The sequence below is a fragment of the Shewanella putrefaciens genome, assembly GCF_016406305.1.
Lineage (GTDB): Bacteria > Pseudomonadota > Gammaproteobacteria > Enterobacterales > Shewanellaceae > Shewanella > Shewanella putrefaciens_C.
Window position 1 is genome coordinate 3,620,624 of record NZ_CP066369.1, and the last position, 22,336, is coordinate 3,642,959.

Consider the following 22,336-nt stretch of genomic DNA (forward strand, 5'->3'; position numbering starts at 1 on the left):
CCCTAAAAAGACTCAGCTTGCTGAGTCTTTTTTTATGCCAAGTAGCGCAGCGCAGGCGAGATCCGCCCCTACAAAATATGGACGCGAGCCATATGCGCCCAAAGTTAGTCCTTGAACCCAATAGCACCTTGCCCGTAAGCTAGGCGGATTCGATTCTTCGGCTTATGCTTATGTCCGCACCAGGTTTTATTCAACGTACTCTCAATGCTTTAAGCGTTTACAACCATAAGCGCGTGTTAATCTTGCTACTGCTTGGTTTTTCCGCAGGCCTGCCTTTAATGCTCGTGTTTTCAACCTTGTCCTTTTGGTTACGCGAGGCTGGGGTCGACCGAACGTCTATCGGCTATTTCAGTTGGATAGCCTTAGCCTATGCCTTTAAGTGGGCTTGGTCTCCCTTAGTTGACAGGCTTTCTCTGCCTTTGCTCACGCGCTTTTTGGGACGGCGGCGCAGTTGGATATTATTTGCCCAGCTGCTATTGGTTGTCGCTATTCTCGGAATGTCGTTCAGCGATCCCTTAAAAGATCTCGAACGCCTCGCCGTTTTCGCACTTATGGTTGCCTTTGCCTCGGCCACCCAAGATATAGTGATCGATGCCTTTCGGATTGAATCCGCGCCGGAGAAGATGCAAGCCGCATTAGCCGCCGCCTATCAAGTGGGTTATCGCAGCGCCATGATAGTCGCCACCGCAGGTGCGCTCACCATAGCGGCCTGGGTTGAACCCGGTAACACGGCATACAACTTAGTGGCATGGCAAACATCCTACCTAGTGATGGCGGGCTTAATGTCGATTGGGATATTAACCACCCTCTTTAGCCGCGAGCCCAAGGTCGACACCCGCGCCGCCGATGCAACCGAACTCGCATTAAAACAACGTCTAAGCGCCAGTTATCCTAAACCTGTTGCCGCCAGTATTTCATGGATTTATACCGCCAGTGTGCTGCCCTTTATCGATTTTTTTAAGCGCTATGGCCGCAGTGCAATCCTTATTTTGCTGCTGATTTCCTGCTACCGGATCTCGGATATTGTGATGGGGATTATGGCGAACGTCTTCTATGTCGATATGGGATTCACTAAGGAAGAAATTGCCTATCTCAGTAAAATCTACGGTTTGATCATGACCTTGGTCGGCGCCGCCTTCGGCGGTGTACTGCTAGCCCGCTTTGGTACTATGAAAATCCTCTTCCTCGGCGCTTTGCTGGTGGCCGTCACCAATCTGTTATTCGCCTGGCAGGCGGTGATTGGCTATGACGTGCCCTTTTTAACCTTTGCGATTTCGGTCGATAATTTCAGTGCCGGGATAGCCACAGCGGCATTTATTGCCTATCTATCGAGCCTAACGAGCAGTGGTTACAGTGCGACCCAATATGCGCTACTTTCATCTATCATGTTGTTATTTCCTAAGTTTATTGCCGGCTTCTCTGGCGCCTATGTCGATGCTTTTGGCTATGTGAACTTCTTTGTCGCCGCCAGTGTGATCGGCTTTCCCGTGTTGTTTTTAATTGTCTTAGTCAATAAGTATGCGCCGCACCCAAGTACATCGTTAATGAATGACGCTGAGGACAACATCAATAAATCAGAGACTTAGCCTGTCACTGAGGCACCACATTCCTAACAAAAAGCCCCCAATGCTTAGCATTGGGGGCTTTATTTTTATGCCAGAGTTAAGCCTGCATCAAGCAGAGTTAATCACGGAAGTTATTGAATTGAAAAGGTTGCCCCAGTTCTGACTGACGCATCAAGGCCATTACCGCTTGCAAATCATCACGGGCCTTACCCGTTACCCGTACAGTGTCACCTTGGATAGAGGACTGTACTTTAAGCTTGCTGTCTTTAATCATCTTAACGACTTTTTTAGCGATATCGGTTTCAATACCCTGCTTAAAACGCACCTTCAGGGAGAAGGTTTTACCACTATGGACAGACTTTTCATCTACATCCATCGTAGAGGGTTCGACATTTCGCTTACTCAGCTGGGTACGCAAAATATCCACGAGTTGTTTGCATTGGAAGTCGTCTTCCGCCGTTAGCGTCACAACATGGTCTTTATATTCGATGCTGGCATCTTTACCGCGAAAATCAAATCGGCTGCTGAGCTCACGGCGAGAATTATCGACCGCATTACGTAACTCAACTTCGTCCACTTCGGACACAATATCAAATGAAGGCATGGTTGCCGCCCCTTAGGTGATGATAAATGCCGATAGTTTACCGACTCCCCACTACAAGTTGAAGGTTAACTTCACCCTCAGCAAGATAAAACTCGGCTTATGGGTGACTTTGACTGCGCATTTTCCTATTATTGCCCCACTCGAAGATAATAAAACCGTATTTGTGATAACTAAAAACACCCTATTCAAACTGGCATTAGCCGTAGCCGTTGTTGTGATCAGTTATCTGGTGTTTTCCAGACCGAGCTATTCGCAAAGCATCCCTAATCTCGATAAGATTGGCCATCTTGGCAGCTTCTTTTGCCTGTCTTATCTCACCTATCTGGCCTTTCGCCCTCGGTGGTATTGGTTATCCTCAGTGCTTGCCGGTTATGCCATTCTGATTGAATTAGTGCAATCCCGTTTACCCTATCGCAGTGCATCCATAGGTGATGTGCTCGCCGATTTTACGGGTATCGCATTATTTTACTTTAGCCTTTGGGCCTATGGTAAATATTTCCGCGCCGCGCAGTTGCGGGAAGATTAATCCAAACACTTCACACTGGCACTAATGCAAAAGGCCGCAAATATGACCATTACAGTGAGATGGAGCAGTGAAGATGGAGCAGTGAAGATGAACCAAGCTGTGGATATTGCCATTTTAGGTGCAGGTGCCGTTGGGCAGCTGATTTGTCGCCAACTGGTTGCTGCGGGCATGAAGGTCGGTTTTATCGGCCGCAATGCCCTCGGCTCTAGCGAGCAGACACTCAGCTTCAGCCCATTAGTGTCAGCCAATGACTATCAAAATGGCAATCAACATAGCGATCAGCAGCAGGCCCAAGCCATTCACTATTCGGTGCCTATCTTAGCGGTCGATGCACTCGACAATATTCGTCTGCTGATTGTGTGCGTTAAAGCCTATCAAGTGCTCGATGCGCTCTCGCCCTTACTCAAGCACCTACCCAGCCAATGCCATATTTTACTGCTGCATAATGGTATGGGGCCTCACTTAGCTCTGGCACCGCTCATTGATGCGCAAGCGGATGGCAAAGGATTAAGCCTAGGAACCACTTCCCAAGGAGTGTTACGCCAAGCCCCTTGGCAAATTAAACAAACCGGACAAGGGCTCACTCAGTTCGGTCATTTTACAGGGCTCCCCCTCGGTGAGCATTACCGTCATGCCCTGTTACATGCCATTCCCGGCAGTGAATGGGTGGACGCCATCATTCCTTGCCTGTGGCAAAAACTTGCTGTCAATGCCGCCATCAACCCCTTAACCGCCATCCATAGCTGCAATAATGGCGCACTTGCCCAATCCGAGTTTTGCGACACTATTAGCAACATACTCGATGAGCTAGTAAATGTCGCCGCCCATGATGGCATCAGCCTAGATAGACACAATTTGCAGGAAAGGGTTTACCGTGTTATCGAACTCACGGCGGCAAACTATTCTTCTATGCACCAAGATATTGCCCACCAAAGGCGGACAGAGATAGATCAAATCAATGGCTATATCTGTGAACGAGCGCAAGCGCACAATTTAAGTGCACCAGTCAATGCACAACTATGGGAATTAGTTAAACAGCTAGAAGCAAAACACCGCCAAGAATGCACCAAATGAGGGCAACTTTATTCCCATTTGCACTCATTTAAAGCAAAATTTCAGACTACTTAGGTGCATAGAAAGTTAACGCAATGATAATAAAAACTTTATGCTTATGGCCCAATTCCTGCTTTAACCGCTCAACTTGAGTCCTATGTCTGCTGGAGAATAAAGTTGAAACTGGTCAGCGCTATTATTAAGCCCTTCAAATTAGACGACGTACGCGAAGCCCTTACTCAACTTGGCGTCCATGGTATGACAGTCACCGAAGTTCGTGGCTTCGGTCGCCAAAAGGGACACACCGAACTCTATCGCGGCGCCGAATACGCCGTCGATTTTTTACCTAAGATCAAGCTCGAAATCGCGATTCATGCCGAGCAGGAAGAAGCCGTGCTCGAAGCCATTGTGACCGCTGCACATACGGGGAAAGTGGGCGATGGCAAGATTTTTGTGACAGCTCTAGAGCAAGTCGTACGTATTCGCACCTCGGAAGAAGGAGTGGATGCAATATAATTTTATCCCCGCTAAAACTCGGCCTCAAAGCACCTTTGACGCTGTTTATCTGCACCATTTCCACCGCCTTGGCCGATAATGCACAAGTCAATGGGGCCAATACCGCATTATGATTGACCAGCTTGGGGCACAAATCATCGGGATTGCAGCCACATTCATCTATACCGCCATAGTGGCTTAACTATTGTTTGTCATTATCCGCAAAATGCAGGGAGGGCTGAGCACTGAGCAAGAGGTTAAGTCCTAGACCTATCCGAGCACCAAGAAACAGGCTACAGCCTGTAATAGAATCCGGGGCACCAAGATGCCCCGAACTATTGCATATCAACGCGGCACTAGCTCCGCTCTGCCGCTAACCACAATTTTAAATCTTCTAGCTTCATTGGCTTAGCAAAGAGATAACCCTGCAAAAAATGCACTTGGCGATGGGTTAAATAATCCGCCTGCTCCTGGGTTTCAACCCCCTCAGCCACCACAACATAATTCATCTTGTGGGAGAGCTCGATAATGGTATCGAGCACATGGGAAGTCACCGATTCCTGCCCTATGGTATCGATAAAACATTTATCAATTTTTAAATAATCTAGCTGCATGGTTTGCAGCAAAGATAAAGTGGTTTGCCCTGTTCCAAAGTCATCGATTGCCACTAAAATACCCAATTGCCTTAACCCTTCAATACGTTGGCAAATATCGACTGTCAGCAACTGCCGCTCGGTGATTTCAATCAGAGGTTTAACACCAATACGAGCGAGTGAATCACGCAGGTGTATAAACTTAGCTTCGATATCATCCTGGGTAAAATGCTCTGGGGCCACGTTGAAGCCAATTTTAAACCCGGCGGCCACAGTCATATTGGCAAAATCCGCCAGCGCCCGCTCAAAGATATAATTCGTAAGAGGAACAATAAGCTGATTTTCCTCTGCAATGTGAATAAACAAATCTGGTCGCACTAAACCCATTTGTGGGTGTTGCCAACGCACTAACGCCTCAACCCCTTGAACCTTACCATCCTCAGTGCCTATTACGGGTTGGTAAACTAAGAAGAACTCTTGGTTTTCTATCCCACTACGAATATCGTCGACGAGGGAATGGCGGCTATTTTTACGCCAAAGCAACAACCCAAACAACAGGACGAAGATAAAGAGCACGGGCAGTAACAACCCAAAATAAATCCAAAAGAAATGCATGAAGAATGCATTGGACACCTCCAATAAAACGAGGAATTCCTTATCATCGGCCAATACAGTGACGATTTCACCCTCCCCGAACTGAGGCACACTGGGTAATGTTGCCCCATGCATGCCAAGCACAACTGTGCTAACGGGACGAGGAAATACTTCAGGTTGAATAAAACTATCAATAAGATACTGCCCTTCGAGCACCACAATGGCACCACGGTGGCTCTGTGCATCCTTAGAGATGGCGATAATGGCAGGAACCCCTAGCCGAGCCGGGGTTTCGGGCACTATATAGCGGGCAGAGTCCTTAAGTTGATACTCAGGCAAGAGTGAATTAAGCGGTAGCTCAATATCCCCTGTCATTGAAGAGCAATAAAATGCTTTATCGTTAAATAAGAGCACGCCACGATAATAGGGCCTAAACTTCATATACTCGCCGAGTTTGCCACAGTCGCCTTCCTTGAGGGTCATGGCAAATTCACTAATGCCGTCCGACTGCAGCAATAACTCATCAAGACGTTCTAAATTAAAGTTTCCCACTTCCCGCGCTTTGTCATGCACAACATAGTTAGTGATGGCATAACTTATCCCCAAGGACAGTAAAATGGGCAGCGACAGCAATAATCCCCATTGCTTGAATGTCAGGCTAAAAGTGCTCAGTAATTGGCGCATGCTTTTTTGTATAAAGTTTAAACGGGTCAGCATCCTAGCAAATCCCTTATTATATTGCTGTAACAATATGTAGTTTAACCGTGAATCTTGCAAATGCTCAAAAAACAGTTAAAGACATTCAGCATGATTAAAAACAAGATAACAACAATCTATATTAATCAAAATATTAGGGTTGAATAGATTGCATTAAAAAGCCGATATACCATGCAAATAAAGAAGCCCAAGTGTAGCCCCAAACAGCCATCAATACAGCTGCGGAAGCTAATCTTGGATGAAAAGCACTAGCGATAACGGGTGCAGAAGCAGCACCACCAATATTGCATTGGCTCGCAACTGCTAAATACATGATAGGTAAACGAAAAAATACAGTAAAGATCAGTAAGATGATGATATGTATAGAAAACCAAATAAATCCTATACAAATGTAGTAAGGGGCAGCCCCCAATGCACTAACATCAAAATTCAATCCCATCAGCATAATCATAATGTAGATCAAAAAAAGAGCTGTTTTATGTGTTTCCTTAACTAAGACATGCCTTGCATTTGTTAATGAAAATAATAATCCGAAAAAGGTGGCAATTAACACTGACCAAAAAAATTCAGAAGCAAGATTATACTTAAATAAAGAGGGAAAATAGTAAACCGTAGTTTTAGCAAGTATAGATGACAGATCTTTACTAAAGAACATCACCATAAATAAAACCCCAATCAATATTGATATCCAATAATATCTTTCCCGTCTACCTATGACTTTATGCTTAACATCAGTACAAAATGTCGGCCTATAACTTTTATCAGCTTTAAGAAAATCATCGATTTTATCCTGACGCTCAGCAATAAAAAGTAATATCACCATCCATATACTGGAAAAAATAATATTAATTGCCATCATTACTGCAAATATTGCATCACCAACATGATGAATTTCTTTTATTGCTAATTGATTAGCTGTCCCACCAAGCCAGTTTGCCATCAAGGTTGACATCCCTTTCCATGCGGCATTATCTCCCTGCCAAGCAAGCTCATGCGGGAAAAATATAGAACCAAGCCATAGGCTCAATGGACCACCGACGCAAATGCTCACAGCACCTAACACAAACATACCCAGTAGCTTTTTGCCCACTAAGCTTAAAGCGAAAAAGTCTGTACTTAAGATCAATAAAAATAAACAACTTGGCATAAAGTGTGTTTTTGCCATATCGCTAAGATGATTATTACTCGCATTAATAATATTTAACGAGCTAAAAATAGCAGGAAAAATATAACACACTAACATTAAAGGGAAAATTTTGTAAAATTTTTTGAAAAAATTTATCGATGATGTGTGTGTATAAAAAACACCCCATAGTAAAAGTACTAAAAAAACTCCTATTTCAAGATCTGACGAAAGCAAATTAGTTCACCTACTAGAATAATTAGCACAGAGGGTTATATGGCTGCTTACTAAAAGCTAAAAAACTCATGCTTAGTGCAGACAATTCTTCTCCTTCACGCTGAATTGACCAATAAGTTCTTTTATAGTCCCATCCATCCACAGACAATAAAATAAGGTCCTCTCTAGCTAATTCAGCATCGATTGCTAACATAGGTAGTACACTCAAACCTATACCAGTTCCAATAGCCCTTTTAATTGCTCCTATTGTTGACATGCATATTTCATCACGAACATGAATATTTAAACTTTTTAGTAATTGAATTGAACGAATTCGAGAAAGCGATGCCTCATGGTCGAATATCCATAATTGTTCACTAAGCCATGCCTTTGTATTTACATCACTAGCCGCAGGATGAGTTGCACCACTCACAAGACAAAGATTATCTTGCAACCAGTGCTCACAAATGAGATTTTTACTCGCAGGTTTTGCATCAATAAAGCCTAAATCAAGCTCCCTTTCTGAAACCATTTTTTCAATAACTAAGCTATTATCAATGACTAGTTTTATTTTTACATCTGGATATTGACTCTTAAATAAAGGGATTTTTTTAGATAACACATAGTTACCCGCAGTTTTACTGCTCCCAATAGTTAGAGTTCCCTTAATACCATGTTCAGAAAATGAAAATATATTCTCTAATTCCTTTCCTTTACAGAGCATTTCATTTGCATAGGGTAATATGATTTCACCATGAGCATTCACAACCAAACCACCAGCAACACGCTCAAATAATCTACACCCTAAAGAGCTCTCTAACTCTTTAAGCGCCATACTTACTGCAGGAGTTGACATATGAAGCACTTTTGCCGCTTTTGAGATCTGCCTCTCAGAATGTATGGCTTTAAAGATCATTAGCTGCCTTAGTGTTATCCGCATCATATACTCCGTGGGATAAAATCAATTTATTAGCAGTATCATAGTTCAAAACCCTCACAAGTAAACATGATAAGTATCTAATTTTCATAAAGCAGCCATTTAGGCCGCTTTATATATTGATTAAAACAGATATTTTGTAGATACAAAAACAAGGGTATCGTCAAACTCAGTATGTCCTTTGGCATCGGTATAATCACCATCAAAATAGGAAATACCTACCCCAAATGTCAAATCCTTCTGAGCCTTAAAGTCAACACCTAGCGAATATTGACTTGCATCGCTTTCTTTCAACGTTTTTAGATCTGCTCCAGCATTTTTTGTAACTTTACCAAGCCCTGCATCATCTTTTAAATATTGAAGCTTTATATCATATTTATCAATTGGAACACTCATACTTAATAGATAAGAGTTTCCTTTAATATTGTCATAAAGACTAGATTCTGAATGTTGGTACATAGCACCCAATTTTACCGATGCAATGGAAAGACCACCGACCAATCTCGTTGCCTCTAGCAGATTCAAACCATCCGCATAAGCAATTGAAACATAGTGATTATTTTTCTTAAGTGATGCATCACCTAAGGTTAAGCTAACTGCATAATTATTTTGTTCATCAGATAGTTCTGGATTTTTTTTATTAAAATCTTTATCAAAAACATAACTGACACCCATGGTCACACCAGCAACTTTAGCACTATTCAATGTTACTGAATCACCTAATCTATCGTTACCCGCAATGATCATATTCATATCGCTTGATGTAATATTAAATAAATCCACTTTTCCTTCAGCACTTTTAAAGACAGTATCATTTCGTCCGAACACAGCTGATCCATAATTAGTTTTAAAACCTAAGTAAGAGTTCCTCGGTTTAAAAATATTGGTATCATCGTTATCAAAACTTTCTATCCCTGCTTCAAATTTATATAGCAAACTAAAATTATCATATACACCATATTCTCCTTTAACGCCTAAATACGATGCATAATTTTCAAGGGAAAAACCATCAACCTTTTCATTACCAGAAAGACCATTACTTGAGTTTGCAACACCAAGCCATAATCGTCCATAAAAGTCTAGTGGTTCAGATACAACTTGAGTAGAACAAATTAAAATTGCACCAAGACAAGTATATTTAACAGTTTTCATTGAAATCACCTTTTTAGAATATAAAAACAATTCCATATTAGTGATTTAATCCAACACATCTCAGCCTTAGATCACAACTAACCAACAAATTCACACAGTTAAATATAACTTAAAATCAATTAAATTATATTTAACAACATCGATTCATTGCGCAACATCACTATTTCAGGATGAAATATAACTATCATGATATAAAACTGATAAAGACACATCTGGAGAAATGTATGAAAATAAAATATTTGAGCATATTTATATGTTCAATTCTAACGGCTTCATCATGGGCTGCTACGGATAATAAAAATGATTTAGCCTCTTTTCATAAAAGTATCGATGGCTGCAAAACCTGTCATGCAACACCTAACAAGGTAAGTGATAGTGAAACTTTTGAAAATCAACAATGTAAATCCTGTCATGGTGATTATGCAAAACTAGCAAACCCTAAACTAGAAATCGATCCACACTCTTCACATTTAGGCGATATTAACTGTACCTCTTGCCATAAAGGGCATGAACAACCAAAGCTATATTGTAACGAATGCCATTCATTTGAAGGGCTCGACATGCCTTTTAATCAAGCAAAATCCAAAGAACCTTGGGATAAGGGTTGGGATAATGAGGCAATAAATAAAGCGATTGCTGCAGGCGCTAAAGAAACAACGGATGTGATTGTTGTTGGAGCTGGTAGTGCCGGGTTTAATGCTGCAATCGCCGCTAAAAAGGCAGGCGCTAACGTTATATTACTCGATAAAGCGCCATTTAGTGGTGGTAACTCTATGCTCGCCGCAGGCGGATATAATGCCGTCGGGACTGCTCAGCAAAAAGACCATAAAGTCGATGATAAAATCGAATGGTATGTCGAAGATACAATGAAAGGCGGTCGATATGCTAACGATCCTAAATTGGTACAAATATTAGCGGAGCAATCGGCTGATGGTATTAAATGGTTAGAATCTTTAGGCGCCAATATGGACGATTTGAAGCGTTCTGGCGGCGCTAGAGTCGATAGAACACATCGTCCATCTGGTGGTTTAAGTGTCGGTCCACATATTATCGATGTACTTAGAAAAGCATCTGTAAATGAAGGTGTTGATACAAGACTCAACTCTAAAGTCGTCAAACTGGTTATTGATGAAGACCAAAAAATTGTCGGCGTTGTCGTCCACGGTAAACACTCCGGCCATTATATGGTTGCAGCAAAATCAGTTGTTCTTGCGACGGGAGGATATGGTTTTAACAAAGAAATGGTCGCATTTTATCGCCCAACATTTAAAGGTATGACGAGTTCAAACAATATCACTTCAACAGGTGATGGTATTGAACTTGCCAAGGCAATCGGTGCGAGTATGACAGATATTGATTGGGTACAAGCTCATCCGACTGTGGGAAAAGATAGCCGCATTTTAATCTCGGAAACCGTTCGGGGTGTAGGTGCTATTATGGTCAATAAAGATGGCAATCGTTTTATCAGCGAATTAACTACTCGCGATAAAGCATCCGATGCCATTCTCAAACAACCTGAACAATATGCTTGGTTAGTCTTCGATAATGAGCTTTATAAAAAAGCAAAAATGGTTCAAGGATATGACCATTTAAATATGCTGGAAAAAGCAAATACGGTTTCTGAACTTGCAAAAATCACAGGTATGAAAGAAAACGCATTAGAAAAAACGATTTCAAACTACAATCGCTATTTTAAACAAGGTAAGGATGAAGATTTTGCTCGCGAACAAATGCCATTACCACTAGAAAAGGCCCCTTTTTATGCCGTAAAAGTGGCTCCCGGTATTCACCATACTATGGGTGGTGTCGCAATTGATACCAAAGCCGAGGTGCTGAATATTCAAAGTAAACCGTTGGTTGGCTTATTTGCAGCGGGCGAAGTCACAGGTGGTGTGCATGGATATAATCGCTTAGGTGGTAATGCCGTCGCTGACACTGTAATTTTTGGCAAAATTGCGGGTACAAATGCAGCAAAACACGCACTAAACCAAAAGTAGTGGTGATATTAAAATGAGAGATCAACAGGTCTCTCATTTTATCTGTACTTATATGTATTACCTTAGATGTATTCTTAAGATCTCATTTAAGTAAATACATCTTATCCTTCGTCTTTTTCATCGTAAATATTGGCAATTTACTTTATTGCCCGAGCATTAAAAACTCCCCTGCTATTTTTGAGAGGTTATTCAACCTCTCTTTTTTATGCTTACTTACTAGTGTCAATGGGTTCGAATGATTTAACCAGATCATCAATCGCTTTCATTTGCTTCAGATAATTTTCTAACTGATGTAAAGGCAGCGCACAGGGGCCATCACACTTCGCATTATCGGGATCGGGGTGGGCTTCAATAAACAGACCCGCTAAACCTAATGCCATGCCACTGCGGGCTAATTCTGTCGCCTGCGCACGACGGCCACCCGCTGAGTCGCTACGACCGCCAGGACGTTGCAGCGCATGGGTCGCATCGAAAATCACTGGATAGCCAGATTGTTTCATCTCATCCATACCAAGCATATCGACGACTAAGTTGTTGTAGCCAAAACATGAACCACGTTCGCAGAGGATGATTTCGTCGTTACCCGCTTCATTAAATTTAGTAATGATATGGCGCATCTCGTGGGGCGCTAAAAACTGCGGCTTTTTCACGTTAATGATGGCGCCGGTTTTCGCCATGGCCACAACCAGATCCGTTTGACGGGCAAGGAAGGCGGGCAGCTGAATGATATCGACCACTTCGGCAACGGGGGCACACTGGTAGGTTTCATGCACATCGGTGATCAGTGGCAGGTTGAAGGTTTTCTTGATTTCTTCAAAAATCTTCAATCCTTCCTCCATGCCTGGACCACGGTAAGAGTTAATAGAAGAGCGATTCGCCTTATCGAAGGATGCCTTAAATACATAGGGGATCCCCAATTTTTGGGTCACTTCGGCGTAAGTTTCAGCAATCGACATAGCGAGGTCGCGAGACTCAAGCACGTTCATGCCGCCAAACAACACAAAAGGTTTATCGTTTGCAATCTCGATTGAACCTAAGCTTATGATTTTATTACTCATCGCAACTTCTCTCTAAAATGCTGGAACCTTGCCAGCGGTGAATAGGAGCTAAGGCGGCTATACCGCAACTAACTGTAAAATTTGACCACAAATCCACGCCATATAAGTGCCTAAAACATAACCAAATACGGCTAACAATACCCCCACAGGGGCTAATGCGGGGTGAAATGCCGCCGCAACGACAGGTGCCGACGCAGCGCCACCGACGTTGGCTTGGCTGCCCACCGCCATATAAAACAAAGGAGCCTTAATCAGTTTAGCCACCAATAACATAAAGCCCGCATGCACTATCATCCAAATAATGCCCACCAAAAAGTACAGCGGCGTGTCGAGCACTTTACTGACATCCATATGCAAACCTATGGTTGCCACTAGAATATAGAGAAAGGCCGATGCAACCTTAGATGCCCCAGCCGCTTCTAAGTGGCGCACCGGGCTGAAGGACATGGCTAAACCTATGGTTGTCACTATGACCACTAACCAGAAGAACTTAGAGGTAAAACTGTAATCCTCAGTCCAAGGATAGTTGGCCTCGAAAAATGGCCCCAGAAAATCCGCGGCAATATGGGCGACACCCGTAATACCAAAACCCACTGCAACAATGAGCATCAAATCCCGTAGGTTAGGAATACGCGCATTTTCAGCATGATATTTTTCAACTTTGTTTTTTAAGGTCTCGATAGCTGAGGTATCGGCGCCAGTCTTTGCGTCTATCTCTTTGGCTTTCGATGCCATAAACAGCAATACCGCCATCCAAATATTGGCCACAATCACATCGACTGTCACCATTACAGAGAAAATATTGCCGCCCACTTCATAGATTTCTTTCATCGCAGCTTGGTTTGCGCCGCCGCCAATCCAACTCCCCGCAAGGGTTGTCATGCCGCGCCACACCGCATCTGGGCCATCGACGCCAATCAGCGATGGCTCGATAAATGACACTGCAAGCAACGCAATGGGCCCACCGATAACTATCCCCACGGTTCCCGTTAAAAACATGATCACAGCCTTAGGGCCAAGACCTAAAATAGCTTTTAAATCAACGCTTAAAATCAGTAAAACTAAACAAGCAGGCAAGAGATAGCGGGACGCGACAAAGTACAATTGTGATGTATGACCATCTATCACCCCAAAGGTATTTAACAATGACGGCAGGAAATAACACAATAATAATGCTGGAATAAAACGGTAAAATTTTTGCCAGAACGGATGATGACTGCTACTGGTATAAAAAACAAAACCTAATATTGTGGCGAGTATCCCGAGCGCCACCGCGTCATTAGTAACTAATGCTGTGCCTGTCATGCTAATGTCTCCCTGTTTGGTACAGTTTATTGTATTTATGGTTATAACTGCATGTTGCAGCCCTGAGTCAAACTTCCCATCTGCCCAGTGTTATTTTTGTATTAAATTCAACAATAAATAAGAAAGAGCCCCGAAAGGCTCTCCTTTTAATGATAGATCTCGGCGTGCTCGTTTAACTCTTTGAGCTGCATTTTTACAATTTCAATTACCGGATCGTGCGGGCTGTTATCGACAAAATGCTGCAAATCTGCGGCAGCCACATTGATACAGCCAAGTTGCTGGGCAATAAAAGCGCGCTCACGATTAAGGTGCACATCATCGGGATGCCACTGCAATAACAAGCTACAGCATTCCATCGCCGCCTCAAATTGATGGGAAACGATGCAACCCGCTTTAAGCTCGTGCAACATGCGGGAAATCAGCTTTTTGACCGATGCCGCCTTTAAATAACTCGGCTTTAACTCGGCCGAGTTACCTAACTCACCGCGGACTAACACATGTAATTGGTGTTTTGTCAGCTCATTACCCGTTAAAGGATCGAGATAGCGCACCTCGCTCGCAATCTTGCTTCTTAGCACTGTATTACCCGGTAATAACAGCGGCTCAAGTTCTAGATCTAGCTGTTTTGCCAGTAACATCAATACCATAGAAAGCGTGGTGCTATTGCCTTGCTTACTGATAAGGCAAGTGCCTAAGTCCGCCGCTTCCACACTGAAGTAATTGTCTCGAACGCAAAAACCAAGATCTTGATAAAACCAATGCAGCAGTGCATTTAACCGCTGCTGCTGATCAACCAAGTAATGACTTAATACGGCTCCCGCCAATTCAAACCAAGCCCACTGCGCCGCCTTAAGGTTTGAAAAGCCAAGGTGAGCACCTAAATCCAATGCCGACTCGGGCAATGAAATGCCATCTTGCAGAGTGTATTTACCCATTACCCCAATAATACCGCTTGTTTAAAATGCGCCAATTTAGCAGCGTAGACTAACCAACCTATAGCGCCGAGGAAGGCGAATACTTTGAAAAGTTTGTTTCTATTCGCTTTTATCGCAATCACGCCTAGGGCAATATAAGCCACAACTGCACCAATTTTCTCGGTCAACCAAGGATCGACAAAGGGATATTGCTTGATCATAAAACACAAGGTTAAGCCCGAAAGCAGTAAGAAAGTGTCGATCACATGGGGAGCGATCTTGACCAATTTCTTATCCATCAGTGCAGACTGACGTAAATGCAGCACAAAACGAACGATAAAAAACAGCACACTTAGGGCAATTAAGGTTAAATGCAGATGCTTAACCGCGGGATATAGACTGTAAAAAGTTTCCATTTTGATACTTATGGCCAGTGACAAAGGCGCTAGTTTACCCTAATCATTACGCCAGACCAATGCCTAAGGCTGTAGATTAACGCACTCAATTCAATTCATAAATTGATAGGAAATAATAATGAATTTACTGCTAATTGACGATGAATCGACCGACTTTGCCGAAGCGGTAAGACAAAAAATCGTCGCCTTTAATCAAGTACAATGGCAAGGGCTTAGCCGTAAAAATCTCGGGCTGAAATTGCAGGACTCAGAGGGCAAACTGTTAGCGGGCATTAGCGGAAAAACCTTCGGCAACTGGTTTTTAATTGATTATCTCTGGGTCGATGAATCCCTAAGACATCAAAAAATCGGTTCGCAGTTATTATTGGAGGCAGAACTCAAGGCCAAGGCACGTGGCTGCCAATTTGCCCTACTCGACACTTTAGATTTTCAAGCCAAACCCTTCTACGAACGCCACGGTTACCATGTGCAATGGATACAACAAGCCTACCCAGAAACCGGCAGTAAATTCTTTATGGTCAAAGCGTTATGATGCATTCCTAGGCCCAGCTTTTCGGCACAGACTCGTTACCGCCCACGCGAACCATTCCACACTGAATGGATACCCAAGCGTTGTCTAACTTAAGCACGAATACGGCCTAGCTTTTGCTAAGCCATTTAATTTTCTAAAATTTTCTCGAGGTGGAAGCAGATAGTATCGAAATGTAATTGCGATAATTGCGACACCTGTTCCTCGCTCACATGGGCCAAAATCAGCCCGAGTCCATCTTCTATCCCCATCAAGAAATAGCATAAAGTCGTTAACACTTCATCTGACTGATGCGCGCCAAAGCGGCGAAATTGCCTTATGTGGAAATCAATCAGGAACCGGCGATGAAATTCATCTAGTGCAATGAATTCAGGCATGAGATCCCATAAGCCCTGCAATGAATTGTAATTTTTTTCGTAATTGCCATCCGCCCGACAGGCGTTATGGAGTTGAAAAAAATAACTGCGCCAATCTAAGGCCATGTATTTTTCCGATTCATATTCGACACACAGTTTGCGTAGCGACAATAACCACTGATCGGCAATGTGATACAAGATCGATTCTTTATTGGGGAAAAACTCATAGAGGGATTTGACGTTAATATTAGCAAGCTGAGCAATAGCATTAGTGTTAACCGCTTGATAACCCAGCTCTTGCACTAAGGTCTCTGTGCAGATTTTTATGTGTTCTATTAACGCTTGGGTGCGTTTTTGCTTAGGTTGCTTGCGTAATTGCAAATGCACTGGAACTGCTAATTCGATCAAGATAACCCCTCCAATAAAAACCCACTCTATCATATTTTATTTGAAGATTTGACGTCATTTTCCTGTGTATAAAATCGAACAAAATTAAGCTTTAATGTTAAAAATGTAAAATATTGGCAACAAATAGCTTGAAAAACATTCAAAACCTTGTAGGTTATTTCAGTAATTACTGAAAAAACACGGAGAAGCAAGGATGAAAAAAATAACCAGTGCCATGGCTGTTGCAATCTTAGGTTTATTGACGGCGTGTGACGATGATAAAGAAATCGCTGCTGATGATGTGTATCAGAATGGCTATATCTACACAGTTGATAGTCACCAGTCCGTTGCCGAAGCTGTAGCAATCAAAGCGGGTGAAATTATTTACGTTGGTAATACCCAAGGGGCGAAAAAGTTTATCGGGGAAAATACAAAAGTACACGATTTAGAAAGAAAAATGATGTTACCCGGGCTACACGATTCACATATTCACCCCACAGGCATTGTCGATGTCGATGTATGTGATTTAGGCGTTGAATCTATGGATCTCGATAAGCTTGTTGCCGCATTGACCGCCTGCCAGGTTAAATACCAATACGATGACAAAGAGATCATTTTCGCTCTCCAGTGGAACTCCTATGTTGGCAACGAACCGACAGCAAACTATTCAAATCTAATTAAGGCATTAGATGCTATTTCAACGACTCAACCCGTTTATCTCGCGGGGCCAGATGGTCATTCAGCCGCTGCCAATTCCTATGCCTTTGCCCAAGTGAAAGATGCCCAAGGAAAAGTCGTCGGCCTCAATAAAACCACACTCGCGAATGAATTTAGCCAATTTAAACCCTTTGTAGGGGTTGATGCCGAAGGAAATCCTAATGGGAACCTGACCGAGTCAGCGGTTCACTTAGTCGGCGTGCCTAATTTTCTCTATCCACTGCAGCAAAATCCGCAAGAGTTACCCAAAATCGCTCAAAAACTCAATAAATACGGCATCACTTCGGTGCAAGATGCCTGGGTTGGCGATGATGAATTAACTTTATATAAAACATTGGCCAATAGCGGCCAAATGAGCTTCAGATTAACAGCGGCTCAGGCTTACAGCGCCGAGGGATATGTACAAGGGGGGCAAGTCAATTATTCCGCATTAATCGCCAAGGCAGAAGCCACCCGGGATAGCTTAGGCGATTATCCCTATATGAAAGCGGATGCAGTCAAAATTATGATTGATGGGGTACAGGAAGGTAGTCTTATTGAAGTGCCGCCCACACTGCCGACATCAGTAATGGTCGATCACTTTAAACAGCCAATTGTGGATCTGTCGGCGCTGGATGAAGGGCTCATCACCCTCAATGGATACGTGGATTTACAAGGCCAGCTTTGCCAAATGGTGCGGGAACAGTCAAACAATTATGATGATCAAGATGAGATCAATGCCTTTATGGCCACCCATAATTACCATCCTTCCCAGTGCCTTATGAAGAAAGGTGACCTGCTCGCCGCCAATGGCGACACTCTAACTTTAGATCAAGAGGGCGTATCGGCGGTTGAATTTTTGAACAACTTTGTGACTAAGTTAGATAGCGCAGGCTTTGTTGTGCATATGCATGCCGTTGGCGATGGCGCGGTTAGATCGGCAATTGATGCCATTGAAATTGCAAAAAAGAGCAATAAAAATAGTTCGCTACCCCACACCATTGCCCATATGCAAGTGGTTCATCCTGATGATCAACAGCGCCTAGGTGAACTTGGGATCTACCTAGCCTTTACTTATGGTTGGGCGATTCCCGATTATTTCTATGATCTCAGTGTGATCCCCTTCGTGGAGGAACTGCCCAATCTTGAACCTGAAACCCTATACAACGAGGCGAATTACTATATTCAGGCAACCTATCCGACAAAAACGGCCAAAAATGCCGGGGCAGTATTGATCGCAGGCAGTGATGCCCCAGTTGATACCAGAGAACCCGTGCCTTTTTCACACATAGCCACAGGCATGACCCGTAATAATCTGGTTGGGGATGATGTTTTTGCCTTAAATGCCAATCAGACCTTAAGCGTCCATGAGTTGATTGCGGCCTATACCATCAATGGTGCCAAGGCTATGCGTCAGGATGATATTGTCGGTTCGATAGAAGTGGGCAAGCGAGCCGATTTAATTATTCTCGACCGCAATATTGTCGAATTGGCTGAAAGCGACGATCCGGCTAAGGTTTACGATGTGTCAGAGACGCAGGTATTAACCACTATTTTTGATGGCAAACTAGTCTACCAAGCCCCTATAGCTCAGTAGCGGTATAGCTGACAGTTCATAAAAAACAGCTGCAACTTACCCGTTGCAGCTGATTAAACAGATATTTAATACTATTGCTATTCGCTTTCGTCTGGCATGACGACACGTATCGGACGAGTGCCTATCTTTGCCCCCGTAACATCATCCACAGCCACAGGTACAATTTCAGTCCCCATTTCAGCATCAACAAAACGCACCAAATTTCCATCGCCCCTGTACTTAGAGCCCCAAGCTCCAATCATAAACAGCACTGGCAAAAAATCCTGGCCCGCTAAAGTTAGCAAGTATTCATCACGGGGAGGATTCTCTTGATATCGCCGCCGTTCTAGCAACCCCTCCTCGGTTAACGCCGCTAATCGTTTGGTGAGCATAGTCGGTGCAATGCCAAGACTTTTGCGGAACTGGTCGAAACGAGTGAGGCCTGCATGGGCATCACGCAGGATCAAAATGCTCCAGGAATCACCAAGAACCGCGAGACTGCGAGCAATAGGACAAGACATATGCGATAAATTTTCCATGTTAATATCATTTCAGTAGTGACTAACTATCAAAAAGGTAGTAAGTTAGTATCGAACTGATAGTAACAGTTTGCAATCCAATATTCCATCCTTGAGAGAGTGCCAATTTATGAGTAATTATGATCAACCCGTTGCTTTGGTTACCGGAGCCTCTTCCGGTATAGGTGCCGCAACCGCAGAGCATCTCGCTAAAGCGGGCTATAAAGTGTACGGCACGAGTAGACGAGCTAACGCAGCGAGCAATGGATTATTCGAAATACTGCCACTAGACGTGACCGACGAGGGATCTGTAGAGGCTTTGATTAGCCAAGTCATAGATAAATCTGGCCGAATCGACCTTCTGGTTAATAATGCTGGCGTTGGCGTTTCACCTGCTGGGGCCGAGGAAAGCTCACTCGAGCAAGCTCAGGCTATATTTGATACTAATTTCTTCGGCATTGTACGTATGACCCGTGCAGTCCTGCCCTATATGCGACAACAACAGAGTGGCCGCATTATCAATATCGGCTCAGTATTAGGCTTTTTACCAATGCCATATATGGCATTGTATTCAGCGACTAAACACGCAGTGGCTGGATATTCAGAATCGCTCGACCATGAGTTACGAACAATGAATATCCGAGTCTCGGTCATTGAACCGGCTTATATCAATACACCATTCGATACTAACCTGATGAAACCCGATAGCCCTATGGATGTGTATCGTAAGATTTGTGAATTAATAGAGAAAAGAGTCAAGCAAGTGCTTGTAAGTGCAGATGGCCCCGAAGTAGTCGCAAAAATGGTCGTTAAAGTAGCTCAGGTAAAACATCCCAATATCCATTACGCCCCAGGATTAGCCAAGCGCTTGCAATTACTCCGCAGATTTGCGCCCGCACGCGTGCTAGAAGTCGGCGTACGAAAAGACCTTGGGCTTGAAGCCTAAAAATTGAAGTCGGAAGGTAACCCTATGAAAGCATTTATGCTCAAACAATACGGAAAAAAGAGTCGCCTCGATTTTGCCGACGTCCCCGAACCAAGGCTTAGTGATGATGAAGTCATGGTCAAAGTCCATGCTGCGGGGGTAAACGTACTGGACGCTAAGATTAAAAATGGCGAGTTCAAGCTAATTCTCCCCTACCCGTTACCACTCATCCTTGGCCATGATGTCGCTGGAGTCGTCGTTAGCGTTGGGCCTAAAGTGCACAATGTGAAGGTCGGAGATGAAGTTTATGCCCGAGCAGATGATTTCCGTATCGGTACTTTTGCTGAATTTATTGCAATTAAAGCAAGTTCGGTGGCTATTAAACCAACCACTGTGAATATGCAAGCGGCGGCCTCCATACCTTTAGTCGGTTTGACCGCTTGGCAAGCGTTAGTGGAAAAAGCCAATCTAGGTCCAGGGCAAAAGGTGTTTATTCAAGCAGGCTCTGGTGGCGTAGGTACATTTGCCATACAGCTGGCAAAACACCTAGGCGCTTACGTTGCAACCACCACGAGCACGGAAAATGTGGCTTGGGTGAAAAAACTCGGGGCCGACCTTGTCATCGACTACAAACAGGATGATTTCGAAAATATTCTGCGAGATTATGATGTTGTCCTAAACAGTCAGGATAGTAAAACACTGTCAAAGTCCCTTAATGTCCTTAAGCCAAGCGGCAAACTGATCTCTATCTCAGGCCCACCGGATCCTGCATTCGGCGAAGAGATAAAAGCGCCATGGCTTATTAAACAAGTCATGCGACTCTTAAGTGCTAGCACTTGCAAAAAAGCCAAACACCGCCAGATTAGCTATTCATTTCTATTCATGAAGGCCAACGGAAAACAGCTAGAAAAGATCGCCGCACTTATAGACTCAGGAGTCATTCGTCCGGTGATTGACCGAGTATTCCCGTTCGAAGCAACGCCAGCAGCAATGGCCTATGTTGAGAATGGACGTTCCAAAGGCAAAGTCGTCATTAACGTTCATTCTGCCAATGAATAGGATGCCAGAAATATCAAGCTTAACCGCAAAAACATTGCGGTTAAGCGATGTTAATAAGCCGATTGTTAAAGTTTCAAATCAATACAGCCAAAACTTCTAGAGATTTCGCTCTATCCATACAACTTTCCTGATGGGTACTAACGCCCACTTAAGCGGACAAAAATTGTTGGCTATAATTTTGTGATGAACGAACAATAGCCAAGTGTTTTTCCGTTTAAACTACTTACTAACTGTTTGACTGCAAAGAACTATCAACTAGTTTGTTTTTTAATGTTGCTAGCTCTTCAACATTTAGCATTTTCCTCATTTTCTTTGATAGAGAAGATAATCTCACCTCTGAGTGGTTATCTGTTTTCTCTAAAATGTATAAAAAGGCAGCTTGTATTTCTAACATTTCACGAGCAGCTTCATCTCGGTGCTCTTGGATAGTACCTTCACCTTTGGGCATTCTAATATAAGAGCTATTTGCCCCTAAAGTACGTAGTTTCTTTTCGAATTCTTCTAAGTTTTCATCAATTTCAGTAGTTAACCAGCACATATATTCGAGTCTAATAAATGTAAGATTCTTTGCAAAACTATGAGCCTCTTGCCAGTCATTTTTTGGCATCAATGTATGGAATGCTTTTAATACTTCAGAAGTATATTTATCAGAAAACTCAACTTGCTTATCAAATACAACATTTGCCATATGGGAAGATGCAGCTAATGAATAATGTTGCTCTTTAATTAAAATCTCTTTTCTACGAACATGAGCAGCATCATCCCTAATTAATTGGAAGATTGCCGCAAACATTGCACCGACAGCAGGCATCACTACAATACCTTTAAAGACCTCTGCAATAGGCGCATAAAACGCAAAACCAAAGGAAACTACTGCAATAGTAAATAACGAAATATAAATTTTAATTTGAGACACTCCTGAAATTTACGGAGACAGTTAACCTTTGTATAGTGCGCATTTACCTTATTAGACCAGTAAAAATGCGCATATTTAATAACTTGTAATAAAAGGAACTTATCAGCTT

The 22,336-nt window shown here is 43.1% G+C and carries 21 protein-coding genes; 9 read left to right on the forward strand and 12 right to left on the reverse strand.

All coding sequences use genetic code 11. From position 1 onward, the window contains the following. Positions 1-170: 170 nt before the first annotated feature. Positions 171-1,586: an AmpG family muropeptide MFS transporter gene (locus JFT56_RS15795; RefSeq protein WP_198780958.1), complete on the forward strand. Its 1,416-nt coding sequence runs from the start codon at positions 171-173 to the stop codon at positions 1,584-1,586. 97 nt (positions 1,587-1,683) lie between these two features. On the opposite strand, the gene JFT56_RS15800 is transcribed toward JFT56_RS15795, so the two are convergent. Beyond that, positions 1,684-2,169 carry a YajQ family cyclic di-GMP-binding protein gene (locus tag JFT56_RS15800; RefSeq protein WP_198780959.1) on the reverse strand — a complete coding sequence of 162 codons (486 nt, stop codon included), beginning with the start codon at positions 2,167-2,169 and terminating at the stop codon, positions 1,684-1,686. 163 nt (positions 2,170-2,332) lie between these two features. Between JFT56_RS15800 and JFT56_RS15805 the strand changes: the two genes are divergently transcribed. The 3 genes from JFT56_RS15805 (at position 2,333) to JFT56_RS15815 (ending at position 4,264) form a co-directional block, all read left to right on the forward strand. Next, complete coding sequence (locus JFT56_RS15805) at positions 2,333-2,695, forward strand: VanZ family protein (RefSeq protein WP_198783609.1); 363 nt, start codon at positions 2,333-2,335, stop codon at positions 2,693-2,695. A gap of 87 nt (positions 2,696-2,782) precedes the next feature. Continuing rightward, positions 2,783-3,769 (forward strand): ketopantoate reductase family protein, encoded by a 987-nt coding sequence (locus tag JFT56_RS15810; RefSeq protein ID WP_198780960.1) that lies wholly within the window; start codon positions 2,783-2,785, stop codon positions 3,767-3,769. A gap of 156 nt (positions 3,770-3,925) precedes the next feature. Continuing rightward, entirely contained in the window at positions 3,926-4,264 is a 339-nt protein-coding gene (locus tag JFT56_RS15815; RefSeq protein ID WP_198780961.1) for a P-II family nitrogen regulator, read from the forward strand. 335 nt (positions 4,265-4,599) lie between these two features. Here JFT56_RS15815 and JFT56_RS15820 read toward each other — a convergent pair whose 3' ends face one another. The 4 genes from JFT56_RS15820 to JFT56_RS15835 form a co-directional block, all read right to left on the reverse strand. Beyond that, entirely contained in the window at positions 4,600-6,147 is a 1,548-nt protein-coding gene (locus JFT56_RS15820) for an EAL domain-containing protein (RefSeq protein ID WP_198780962.1), read from the reverse strand. A gap of 133 nt (positions 6,148-6,280) precedes the next feature. Further along, positions 6,281-7,507, reverse strand: a complete 1,227-nt coding sequence (locus tag JFT56_RS15825) for a DUF819 domain-containing protein (protein ID WP_198780963.1) — start codon at positions 7,505-7,507, stop codon at positions 6,281-6,283. A 22-nt stretch (positions 7,508-7,529) separates the two neighbouring features. Then, positions 7,530-8,429: a LysR family transcriptional regulator gene (locus JFT56_RS15830; RefSeq protein ID WP_332874924.1), complete on the reverse strand. Its 900-nt coding sequence runs from the start codon at positions 8,427-8,429 to the stop codon at positions 7,530-7,532. 117 nt (positions 8,430-8,546) lie between these two features. Then, positions 8,547-9,575, reverse strand: a complete 1,029-nt coding sequence (locus JFT56_RS15835; protein WP_198780964.1) for a porin — start codon at positions 9,573-9,575, stop codon at positions 8,547-8,549. Positions 9,576-9,799: 224 nt separating this feature from the next. Between JFT56_RS15835 and JFT56_RS15840 the strand changes: the two genes are divergently transcribed. Next, positions 9,800-11,572: a flavocytochrome c gene (locus JFT56_RS15840; RefSeq protein ID WP_198780965.1), complete on the forward strand. Its 1,773-nt coding sequence runs from the start codon at positions 9,800-9,802 to the stop codon at positions 11,570-11,572. Between the two features lie 209 nt (positions 11,573-11,781). Here the strand turns inward: JFT56_RS15840 and kdsA are convergent, their stop codons facing one another. The 4 genes from kdsA to JFT56_RS15860 form a co-directional block, all read right to left on the reverse strand. Then, a complete protein-coding gene (gene kdsA / locus JFT56_RS15845; protein ID WP_198780966.1) occupies positions 11,782-12,630 on the reverse strand; it encodes a 3-deoxy-8-phosphooctulonate synthase in 849 nt (282 codons plus the stop codon). A gap of 57 nt (positions 12,631-12,687) precedes the next feature. Then, positions 12,688-13,935 (reverse strand): DUF819 domain-containing protein, encoded by a 1,248-nt coding sequence (locus JFT56_RS15850; protein WP_198780967.1) that lies wholly within the window; start codon positions 13,933-13,935, stop codon positions 12,688-12,690. A gap of 146 nt (positions 13,936-14,081) precedes the next feature. After that, the gene (locus tag JFT56_RS15855; protein WP_198780968.1) at positions 14,082-14,870 is read right to left on the reverse strand and encodes a tetratricopeptide repeat protein; all 789 of its coding nucleotides are present in this window, start codon (positions 14,868-14,870) and stop codon (positions 14,082-14,084) included. After that, positions 14,870-15,265, reverse strand: a complete 396-nt coding sequence (locus tag JFT56_RS15860) for a SirB2 family protein (protein WP_198780969.1) — start codon at positions 15,263-15,265, stop codon at positions 14,870-14,872. Before JFT56_RS15860 ends, JFT56_RS15855 begins: the two co-directional genes overlap by 1 nt. Before the next feature lie 118 nt (positions 15,266-15,383). Between JFT56_RS15860 and JFT56_RS15865 the strand changes: the two genes are divergently transcribed. Then, on the forward strand, positions 15,384-15,797 hold the full coding sequence (locus tag JFT56_RS15865; protein ID WP_198780970.1) for a GNAT family N-acetyltransferase: 414 nt from the start codon (positions 15,384-15,386) through the stop codon (positions 15,795-15,797). Between the two features lie 125 nt (positions 15,798-15,922). Here JFT56_RS15865 and JFT56_RS15870 read toward each other — a convergent pair whose 3' ends face one another. Then, positions 15,923-16,558 (reverse strand): TetR/AcrR family transcriptional regulator, encoded by a 636-nt coding sequence (locus tag JFT56_RS15870; protein ID WP_198780971.1) that lies wholly within the window; start codon positions 16,556-16,558, stop codon positions 15,923-15,925. A gap of 193 nt (positions 16,559-16,751) precedes the next feature. Here JFT56_RS15870 and JFT56_RS15875 point away from each other — a divergent pair, with 193 nt between their 5' ends. Then, positions 16,752-18,830, forward strand: coding sequence for an amidohydrolase (locus JFT56_RS15875; protein WP_198780972.1), 2,079 nt, complete (start codon positions 16,752-16,754; stop codon positions 18,828-18,830). Between the two features lie 77 nt (positions 18,831-18,907). Here the strand turns inward: JFT56_RS15875 and JFT56_RS15880 are convergent, their stop codons facing one another. Continuing rightward, a complete protein-coding gene (locus JFT56_RS15880; protein ID WP_198780973.1) occupies positions 18,908-19,348 on the reverse strand; it encodes a winged helix-turn-helix transcriptional regulator in 441 nt (146 codons plus the stop codon). A 109-nt stretch (positions 19,349-19,457) separates the two neighbouring features. Here JFT56_RS15880 and JFT56_RS15885 point away from each other — a divergent pair, with 109 nt between their 5' ends. Together JFT56_RS15885 and JFT56_RS15890 are read left to right on the forward strand one after the other, a co-directional pair. After that, a complete protein-coding gene (locus tag JFT56_RS15885; protein WP_198780974.1) occupies positions 19,458-20,273 on the forward strand; it encodes an oxidoreductase in 816 nt (271 codons plus the stop codon). Positions 20,274-20,297: 24 nt separating this feature from the next. Further along, positions 20,298-21,311 (forward strand): NADP-dependent oxidoreductase, encoded by a 1,014-nt coding sequence (locus tag JFT56_RS15890; protein ID WP_198780975.1) that lies wholly within the window; start codon positions 20,298-20,300, stop codon positions 21,309-21,311. 226 nt (positions 21,312-21,537) lie between these two features. On the opposite strand, the gene JFT56_RS15895 is transcribed toward JFT56_RS15890, so the two are convergent. After that, positions 21,538-22,227: a hypothetical protein gene (locus JFT56_RS15895; RefSeq protein WP_198780976.1), complete on the reverse strand. Its 690-nt coding sequence runs from the start codon at positions 22,225-22,227 to the stop codon at positions 21,538-21,540. Positions 22,228-22,336 lie beyond the last annotated feature (109 nt).

Excerpts from the sequence above, each read along its gene's own strand:
- JFT56_RS15795 (WP_198780958.1), top strand. The coding sequence starts at position 171 with ATGTCCGCACCAGGTTTTATTCAACGTACTCTCAATGCTTTAAGCGTT.
- JFT56_RS15800 (WP_198780959.1), bottom strand. The coding sequence starts at position 2,169 with ATGCCTTCATTTGATATTGTGTCCGAAGTGGACGAAGTTGAGTTACGT.
- JFT56_RS15810 (WP_198780960.1), top strand. The coding sequence starts at position 2,783 with ATGAACCAAGCTGTGGATATTGCCATTTTAGGTGCAGGTGCCGTTGGG.
- JFT56_RS15820 (WP_198780962.1), bottom strand. The coding sequence starts at position 6,147 with ATGCTGACCCGTTTAAACTTTATACAAAAAAGCATGCGCCAATTACTG.
- JFT56_RS15830 (WP_332874924.1), bottom strand. The coding sequence starts at position 8,429 with ATGATGCGGATAACACTAAGGCAGCTAATGATCTTTAAAGCCATACAT.
- JFT56_RS15835 (WP_198780964.1), bottom strand. The coding sequence starts at position 9,575 with ATGAAAACTGTTAAATATACTTGTCTTGGTGCAATTTTAATTTGTTCT.
- JFT56_RS15840 (WP_198780965.1), top strand. The coding sequence starts at position 9,800 with ATGAAAATAAAATATTTGAGCATATTTATATGTTCAATTCTAACGGCT.
- kdsA (WP_198780966.1), bottom strand. The coding sequence starts at position 12,630 with ATGAGTAATAAAATCATAAGCTTAGGTTCAATCGAGATTGCAAACGAT.
- JFT56_RS15850 (WP_198780967.1), bottom strand. The coding sequence starts at position 13,935 with ATGACAGGCACAGCATTAGTTACTAATGACGCGGTGGCGCTCGGGATA.
- JFT56_RS15855 (WP_198780968.1), bottom strand. The coding sequence starts at position 14,870 with ATGGGTAAATACACTCTGCAAGATGGCATTTCATTGCCCGAGTCGGCA.
- JFT56_RS15860 (WP_198780969.1), bottom strand. The coding sequence starts at position 15,265 with ATGGAAACTTTTTACAGTCTATATCCCGCGGTTAAGCATCTGCATTTA.
- JFT56_RS15865 (WP_198780970.1), top strand. The coding sequence starts at position 15,384 with ATGAATTTACTGCTAATTGACGATGAATCGACCGACTTTGCCGAAGCG.
- JFT56_RS15875 (WP_198780972.1), top strand. The coding sequence starts at position 16,752 with ATGAAAAAAATAACCAGTGCCATGGCTGTTGCAATCTTAGGTTTATTG.
- JFT56_RS15880 (WP_198780973.1), bottom strand. The coding sequence starts at position 19,348 with ATGGAAAATTTATCGCATATGTCTTGTCCTATTGCTCGCAGTCTCGCG.
- JFT56_RS15885 (WP_198780974.1), top strand. The coding sequence starts at position 19,458 with ATGAGTAATTATGATCAACCCGTTGCTTTGGTTACCGGAGCCTCTTCC.
- JFT56_RS15890 (WP_198780975.1), top strand. The coding sequence starts at position 20,298 with ATGAAAGCATTTATGCTCAAACAATACGGAAAAAAGAGTCGCCTCGAT.